Raw genomic sequence first — 7,236 nt, forward strand, 5'->3', positions numbered from 1 at the left:
CGGGTCAACGCGGTCCGCCGTTGCGGAGGCTGCTCTCCAGATATTCGCTGACAGCGGCGACGGTGGGGTCCTTGAAGAAATGTTTGAGGGGCAGTTCCACACCGAAGCGCGCCGTCAGCTGTGCGACGAGAACGGCCGCCAGCAGGGAATGGCCGCCCAGGTCGAAGAAGCTGTCCCGGACTCCCACCCGGTCGACCCGGAGCACCTGCGCGAACAGCTCACCCAGGAGCTCCTCCTGCGGCGACGCCTGGTCGTGGTCGCCGGCCGCCGCATCGAGGTCCGGCGGGGACTCCGGGTCATCGGCCCGGCCGGCGAACTCCAGCGTCCCGTCCGCGCGCCACCGTACCGGCTCTCCCGTGCGGTACATGCGTTCGCCGGAGCCGAAGGGACACGCCACGAACCGCTGTGCCGTCAACCCCGGCCGGTCCTCGTCAGCCCACACCGGCTCCGTACCCGCGAGGTACAACTCCCCCGCCACCCCCGGTGGGATCAACCGCAGCTGCCCGTCCAGCACATACACCCGCGCGTCCGCCGCCGGCCGGCCCGCGCCGAACTCGTCGCGCTCCAGCGCCTTCCGCAGCGTCGCGTCGGATGCCAGCCGACCGACGGTCGACTCGTGCAGGAACCGCTGCCGCTCCGCGGCGGACAGGATGTCGAGGTCGCTCACCGGCAGAGCCGGGTTCTCGGCAGCCTGGCTCAGCAACCGCGTCAGCCGGTCGGCCATCGCCCGCACGGTTTCCTCGTCGAACAGGTCCAGGGAGTACTCGAAGGCACCACGGATGCCCGCCGGCGATCCGTCGGCGGCATGCTCCTGGCGGACGGCGAGAATGAGGTCGAACTTGGCGGTCTCATGACCGACCGGCTCGATCTCGCTCCGCAGGCCCGGCACCTGCCACGGCCGGTTGCCGGTGTTGTCGGAGACGAGCATCACCTGGAACAGCGCGTGCCGGGCGGCCGAGCGGGCCGGGTTGAGGATCTCGACCAGGCGCTCGAACGGCAGATCCTGGTGATCGTAGGCGGCCAGGTCCGTCTCACGGATCCGCGTCAGCAACTCGGTGAAACTCGTGGCGCCGCTGACGTCCGCCCGCAACACCAGCGTGTTGACGAAGAGACCGATCAGATCGTGCACCGCCTCGTCGGTGCGACCGGCCACCGGCGTACCGACCGGGATGTCCGCGCCCGCCCCGAGCCGGTTCAGCAGGGCCACGAGGCCGGCATGGAGGAGCATGAACAGGGTCGCTCCATGCTCGCGCGCCACCGCCAGCAGCTTGCCATGCAAGGCGGCGTCCACGCTGATCGGCACAGTGCTGCCACGGTGAGTGGACTCGACCGGTCGCGGGCGGTCGTAGGGCAGGTCGAGCTGGTCGGGCAAACCCTGCAACGTCGACGTCCAGTAGGCCACCTGGGCGGCCAGGATGCTGTCCGCGTCCTGGCTGTCCCCGAGCAGGCTCCGCTGCCACACCGCATAGTCCGCGTACTGCACGGGCAGCTCGCTCCACCCGGGCGCCCGCCCGGCGGCGCGGGCACGGTAGGCCTCGGCCCAGTCCCGGACCATGATGCCGATCGACCAGCCGTCGAAGGCGATGTGATGGGTCAGCAGCAGCAACACGTGCTCGCCGGGCGACAGCTGGAACAACCACGCGCGGACCGGCAGTTCGACTGTCAGGTCGAACACGTGGCGCGTCGCCTCGTCGAGCAGCGCGGGCAGACCCGCCGGATCTGTCGCGGCGACCATGACCTCCGGCACCGCCGCGGCGATGTCCACGATCCGCTGCTGCGGCTGGCCACCGGCGACTGAGAACATGGTCCGCAACGACTCATGCCGCCCGACCACGTCATGCAGGGCCGACCGCAGCGCGGCCACCTCCAGCCGGCCGGTCAGCCGCCAGGCGACCGGAATGTTGTAGGTCGCACTCGGGCCGTCGAGCTGAGCCAGGAACCAGAGCCGCTGCTGGGCGAACGACAACGGCACTCGTTCCGGCCGGGCCGTCGCCACCAGGGGCAGCGAGGGGCTGCCAGTCTCGCCCAGAACCTTCGCGAGCGCCGCCACTGTCGGATTCCGGAACACCGCCCGGACCCCGACCTTCACGCCGAGCACCGACCGGATCCGGCTGATCAGCCGGACCACCAGCAGAGAGTGCCCACCCAGGGCGAAGAAGCTGTCCTCCACTCCCACCCGGTCGACCCCCAGCACGTCCGCGAACAACTCGCACAGGATCTCCTCCCGCGGGGACGCCGGATTCCGCCCGCCGGCGGAGGCCCTGGCGTCCGGCTCCGGCAACGCCCGCCGGTCCAGCTTCCCGTTCGCCGACAGGGGCAGCTCCGCCAGCAGCACCACATCGGCGGGCACCATGTACCCGGGCAGCCGGCACGCGGCCGCTTCACGCAGACCGGCGGCGTCGATCGCCACCCCCCGCTCCGGCACGACGTAGGCCACCAGGTGCGGGGCCCCCGGCTGGTCCTCCCGCACCACGACCGCCGCCTGCGCCACCCCCGCCTGCGCCGCCAGCACCGCCTCGATCTCACCCGGCTCGATCCGGAACCCCCGGACCTTCACCTGGTCGTCCACCCGGCCGACGAACTCCAAGTTCCCGTCCGCCCGCCACAGCACCCGGTCACCGGTGCGGTACATCCGCTCACCGGACGCGAAGGGGCAGGCCAGGAACCGCTGTGCCGTCAGGCCCGGCCGGTTCAGATATCCCCGCGCCAGACCGGCGCCCGCCAGGTACAGCTCCCCCGCCACTCCCGGCTCGACCGGTCGCAGCCCGTCATCCAGGACGAACACCCGCGTGCCGGCGATCGGCTGCCCGATCGGCAGGGCCTCGCCGGCGTCGATGTCCTCAGCGACGGCCCGCCGCACGATGGCGTCCACCGTGGATTCCGTCGGGCCGTAGACGTTCACGATCTCCGCCTGCGGCAGCGCGGCCCGGACGTTCGCACACGCGTGCGCCGTCAATACCTCGCCGCCCAGCAGCACTTTCCGCACCTTGACGGGCGCCCACGGCGTGCCGAGCAGCTGGGAGATCGCCGACGGCACCGCGGTGAGGAGACTGCCCTGCCACGGGCCGCCCGGCCGGTCGGCCAGCTCCAGCAGATTCCGGATGATCTCGAGACTGCCACCCCACGCGAGCGGGCTGAAGATCTCGAACACCGAGACGTCGAAGCTCAACGACGTCGCGGCCAGCACCAGCGACAGGTCCTCGGGCGTGAACTCGGCCGCCGCCCAGCGGACCAGGTTGACGACGCTGCGGTGGGCGACAGTGACCCCCTTAGGCGTGCCCGTGGAGCCGGAGGTGTAGATGACGTACGCCGGGTGGTCCGGCCGGAGCGGGGCGACCCGCTCGTCATCGGCCAGGGCGGTTCCCGGCAGGCCCGCCAGGACGGCGAGCGTCCCGGGGTCGTCGAGGGCCACGACCGGAGGTCCACCGGCCCGCGGCACGCCGGCCTCGGTGTCCGTGATCAACAGCACCGGGGCGGCGTCGGCCAGCATGAAAGAGATCCGCTCGGCCGGATAGTCCAGGTCGACCGGCAGGTACGCGGCGCCGGCCTTCAACACGCCCAGCACCGCGACAATCATCCGTTCACTGCGCGGCAACGCGATCGCGACCAGCCGCTCCGGGCCGGCGCCCAGTGTCACCAGATGCCGGGCGAGCTGGTTGGCCCGGCGGTCGAGCTCCGCGTAGGAGAGCCTGCGGGCACCGAAGATCACCGCGGTGGCGTCCGGCGTCCGCGCCGCCTGCCGTTCCAGCAGTCGCGGCAGCGTCTCACCGACCTCGTCGCTCATCAGTCGCGCCAGATCGGGCCGGTCAGGCACGTCGGCCCGCCGGTCCCCTTCACCGAGATCTCCGAGCCGTCGTAGACGTGCACCTCGCAGCCGGCGGCTTCCAGCGCCGCCTGCGTACGGGGATTCCCGGCCACCATGACGACCACACCGGGACGGACGGTCAGCACATTGCTGGCCATCGTCTCGTACTCGTCGGGCGGCACGGGGATCACGCGCACCCCACGCGCCTCGAGCTCCTCCAGCAGGGGCACGGGCGCCAGGGGCAGGTACACCACGGCGAGGTCGTCGGCCACCGGCGAGACGACCGAGGTGAGGTGAAGTACGTGCAGCGGACCACGGTCGTGCGGCATGTCCACGGATCGCACGCTGACGCCTTCGTCGCGGAAGATGTCCCGGAGCCGCCGTACCCCCTCGGGGTTCGTCCGGTAGCCGCGGCCCACCAGCACATTGGCGGGGTCCAGCCAGAGGATGTCGCCGCCCTCGGCCCGGGCGGCACCGGACAGTTCGGCCGTGATCGGCACCCCGGCGGCCCTCAGCGCCTCGGCGAACAGCACCGACTCGCCGCGCCGAACCGGCTTCGACATCTGGAACACCACGGCGCCCCGGCCGATCACCAGGCCCGGGTCCTTCATGAAGGTTGCATCGACCATGCCCTCGGCGGTGTCGGCCAACTCCACCTCACACCCCAGGTCGGCGAGCAGCCGGCAGAAGTCCTCGTGCTGGCGGACCAGCAACTCCGGATCGGGCCGCTGCCATTCCGCCGTGGCGAAGTCGCCCGTCGTCGAGGGACGGCGGACAAGCACCCGGCGCAGTGGCGCGATCATCGACCGCACCCCGAACCGCCCGTCGGCGACCGCGTCCACGAGCGTTTCGCCCGGTGCGCCGACCGCATCCGTAAAGGTGTCGTTGGTCATTGCTATTTCCCTCCGAGCCAGATGTCACGAAGCACCGACGTTTTCCACCGGTTGCCGAGGAAGAAGCCGTCGCACCGTGCCTGAGAGCCGTATTCGAACCAGCGGGACCGGCAGACCCGGTCCAGCGACCGCAGTCGATAGTGCGGAATGGACGGGAACCAGTGGTGGAGCAGGTGGTAGATGTCGTCGGAGTGGGAGCCGATCGCCCAGCGCGTCACGATGTTTCCGCGCCAGTTCCTGCTGCCCCAGTCCCCGCCGTAGACCTTCAGTCCGCCGTGCTCCCCGAGCTCGGCCCAGTACGTGATGCTCTGGTACGCGGTGAACCAGGGAATGATCCAGCAGTACACCAAGATGTCGGTCAGCACCGCCGGGCCGGTGGCCGTCAGAACGGCCCCGGCCGCGATCAGCAGGCACGCGGTCGCCAGCTTGGCCCGGTCGCGCAGCGACTCCCGGAAGAGACGCCACAACGGCATCACCGGGACGACGACCAGGACGACGTGGACGAACACGAACCTTGTGAAGGACATCCGGCTGCTGGAGGCGCCCACCGTCCCGGTCAGCTCGTAAAGGGCCAGATCGGGGTCCTGTGCGTTCTTCCACAGGTTGCGATGGTGCAGCTTGTGGTCGGCGACGTATCTTCCGTAGCCGACGAAGATGGGAGATGCGCACAGCGCGCGGCCGGCCAGGTTGTTCAGGCGGCGGTTGCGGAACAGCTTGAAGTGCGCGGCCTCGTGGAGCAGGTTCGCCAGTGCGCGCATCCGGCTGCCGATGACGACCAGGACGAACAGATAGGTCACCAGGCCGGGCCTCAGCAGGTGCACCGCGACGGCCGCGCCGATGAGGGACCAGTCGCCCGCCAGGAACAGCCAGTTGAGCCAGTTGTCCCGCCGGGACATGGGCCTGATCAGGGAACTCACTTCGGGCGGAACAGCCGACCTCCTTGTCAGGGGGGCATTCACACTTGTAGGCACCGCGATCCCTTCTCCCGACGATCGAGATGCGTCGTCGTCCCGAAGCTATGTCGGCGTTGCGGTGCAGTCTTATCCCGGTTTGCTCGGGGGGCGCCCCTGTCGGGTCTGCTGATGTCGGCCGTGGCTCCGCCGGCGCACCGCGCAGCAACCGCCAAGATGCCGCCGGGTGACCGGGTTGACAGCCTTCGAAGGGTTGTCTATGTCGTCCGGCATGGCCGCGCACCGCGACGCCCGCTGAGGAGAAAACCATGGAGATCACCCAAGCACCGCCCAGGGACGAGCTTGTTCGACGTGCCTCCGAGCTGGTCCCGCTGCTGCGCGACAGGGCCGTCTGGATGGACGAGAACCGGCGGATCCACGACGACGTCATCGACGCGCTCACCGGCGCGGGAATCCTGAAGATGCGCGTCCCGGTCCGCTACGGCGGCTACGAGTCCGACATGGGCACGGTCGTGGACGTGCTGGCGGAGCTCGGCCGGGGCGACGGATCGACCGCCTGGACGGTCGCGGTCTGGCAGATCAGCACGTGGATGATGGGGTTGTTCCCCGATGAGGTGCAGGACGAGGTGTTCACGACGCCGGATATTCGCATCAGCGGCATCCTCAGCCCCGGTGCGATGGCCGTGCCCGTGGACGGCGGCTACCTCGTCAACGGCAAGTGGTCGTTCAACTCGGGGGCGCAGCAGAGCACGTGGAACACGAACGCGGCGGTCACGCCGACCGGGGATGGCGGTTTCGCCCCGGTCATGATCGCCGTGCCAATGGCGGACCTGCAGATCATCGATGACTGGCACACCTCGGGCATGCGCGGCTCCGGCAGCGTCACCACGATCGCCAAGGACGTCTTCGTGCCCGCGGAGCGGGTGCTACAGATGGGGCCGGTGCTGCAGGGCCAGCACAAGTCCGTACTGAACGCGAACGCGGCGATCTACCAGGCTCCATTCATGCCCACCGCCTGTTCGACGGTGAGCGCGCCCGCCCTGGGCCTAGCCCTGGCGGCGAAGGACGCCTTCCTCGAGCGGCTGCCCGGCCGGAAGATCACCTACACCGCTTACGAGAATCAGGCCGAGGCGCCGATCACCCACCTGGAGGTCGCCGCGGCGATCACCCGGATCGACGAGGTCGGGTTCCACGCCCACCGCGCGGCGACGATGATCGACACCAAGGGGCAGGCCGGCGAGTCGTGGACCCTGGAGGAACGGGCCCGGGTCCGGCTCGACCTGGGTGCCGCGTGCCAGCGCGCCAAGGAGGCGATCGAGATCCTGGACGGTGCGAGCGGCGGCTCCTCGATCTACCGCGACGTGCCGATCCAGCGCATCCTGCGGGACATCCAGGTGCTCAACCTGCACGCCATCCTGCACCCGAACACCAACCTCGAGCTCTACGGCCGGATCGTCTGCGGGCTGGACTCCAACACGGCCTACATCTGATCCGATCCCTTCGCCAGATCCGCTCGAGGGCAGCGTCTCGAACGGATCTGGCGGGGCATGTCCATGCTGCGCACCCACGCCGGCCTCTCCGTGCCGCGAGCGGACCGCAGCCCCCACCCGGCACCGGCGTGCCCGCC

Annotated in this window: 4 protein-coding genes; 1 reads left to right on the forward strand and 3 read right to left on the reverse strand. The window is 70.1% G+C overall.

Annotated elements, in window-relative coordinates:
• Positions 1-4: 4 nt before the first annotated feature.
• From AB0F10_RS16765 to AB0F10_RS16775, 3 genes are read right to left on the reverse strand one after another with little or no spacing between them, the layout of a single operon-like run.
• Positions 5-3,784 carry an amino acid adenylation domain-containing protein gene (locus AB0F10_RS16765; RefSeq protein WP_360624919.1) on the reverse strand — a complete coding sequence of 1,260 codons (3,780 nt, stop codon included), beginning with the start codon at positions 3,782-3,784 and terminating at the stop codon, positions 5-7.
• Positions 3,784-4,698, reverse strand: a complete 915-nt coding sequence (locus AB0F10_RS16770; protein ID WP_360624922.1) for an arginine deiminase family protein — start codon at positions 4,696-4,698, stop codon at positions 3,784-3,786. The genes AB0F10_RS16765 and AB0F10_RS16770 overlap by 1 nt, the downstream gene beginning before the upstream one ends.
• 2 nt (positions 4,699-4,700) lie before the next feature.
• Positions 4,701-5,594, reverse strand: a complete 894-nt coding sequence (locus AB0F10_RS16775; RefSeq protein ID WP_360624925.1) for a fatty acid desaturase family protein — start codon at positions 5,592-5,594, stop codon at positions 4,701-4,703.
• A 323-nt stretch (positions 5,595-5,917) separates the two neighbouring features.
• Here AB0F10_RS16775 and AB0F10_RS16780 point away from each other — a divergent pair, with 323 nt between their 5' ends.
• Positions 5,918-7,099: an acyl-CoA dehydrogenase family protein gene (locus AB0F10_RS16780; RefSeq protein ID WP_360624928.1), complete on the forward strand. Its 1,182-nt coding sequence runs from the start codon at positions 5,918-5,920 to the stop codon at positions 7,097-7,099.
• Positions 7,100-7,236: the final 137 nt, after the last annotated feature.

Source organism: Actinoplanes sp. NPDC026623 (genome assembly GCF_040638275.1).
GTDB lineage: Bacteria > Actinomycetota > Actinomycetes > Mycobacteriales > Micromonosporaceae > Actinoplanes.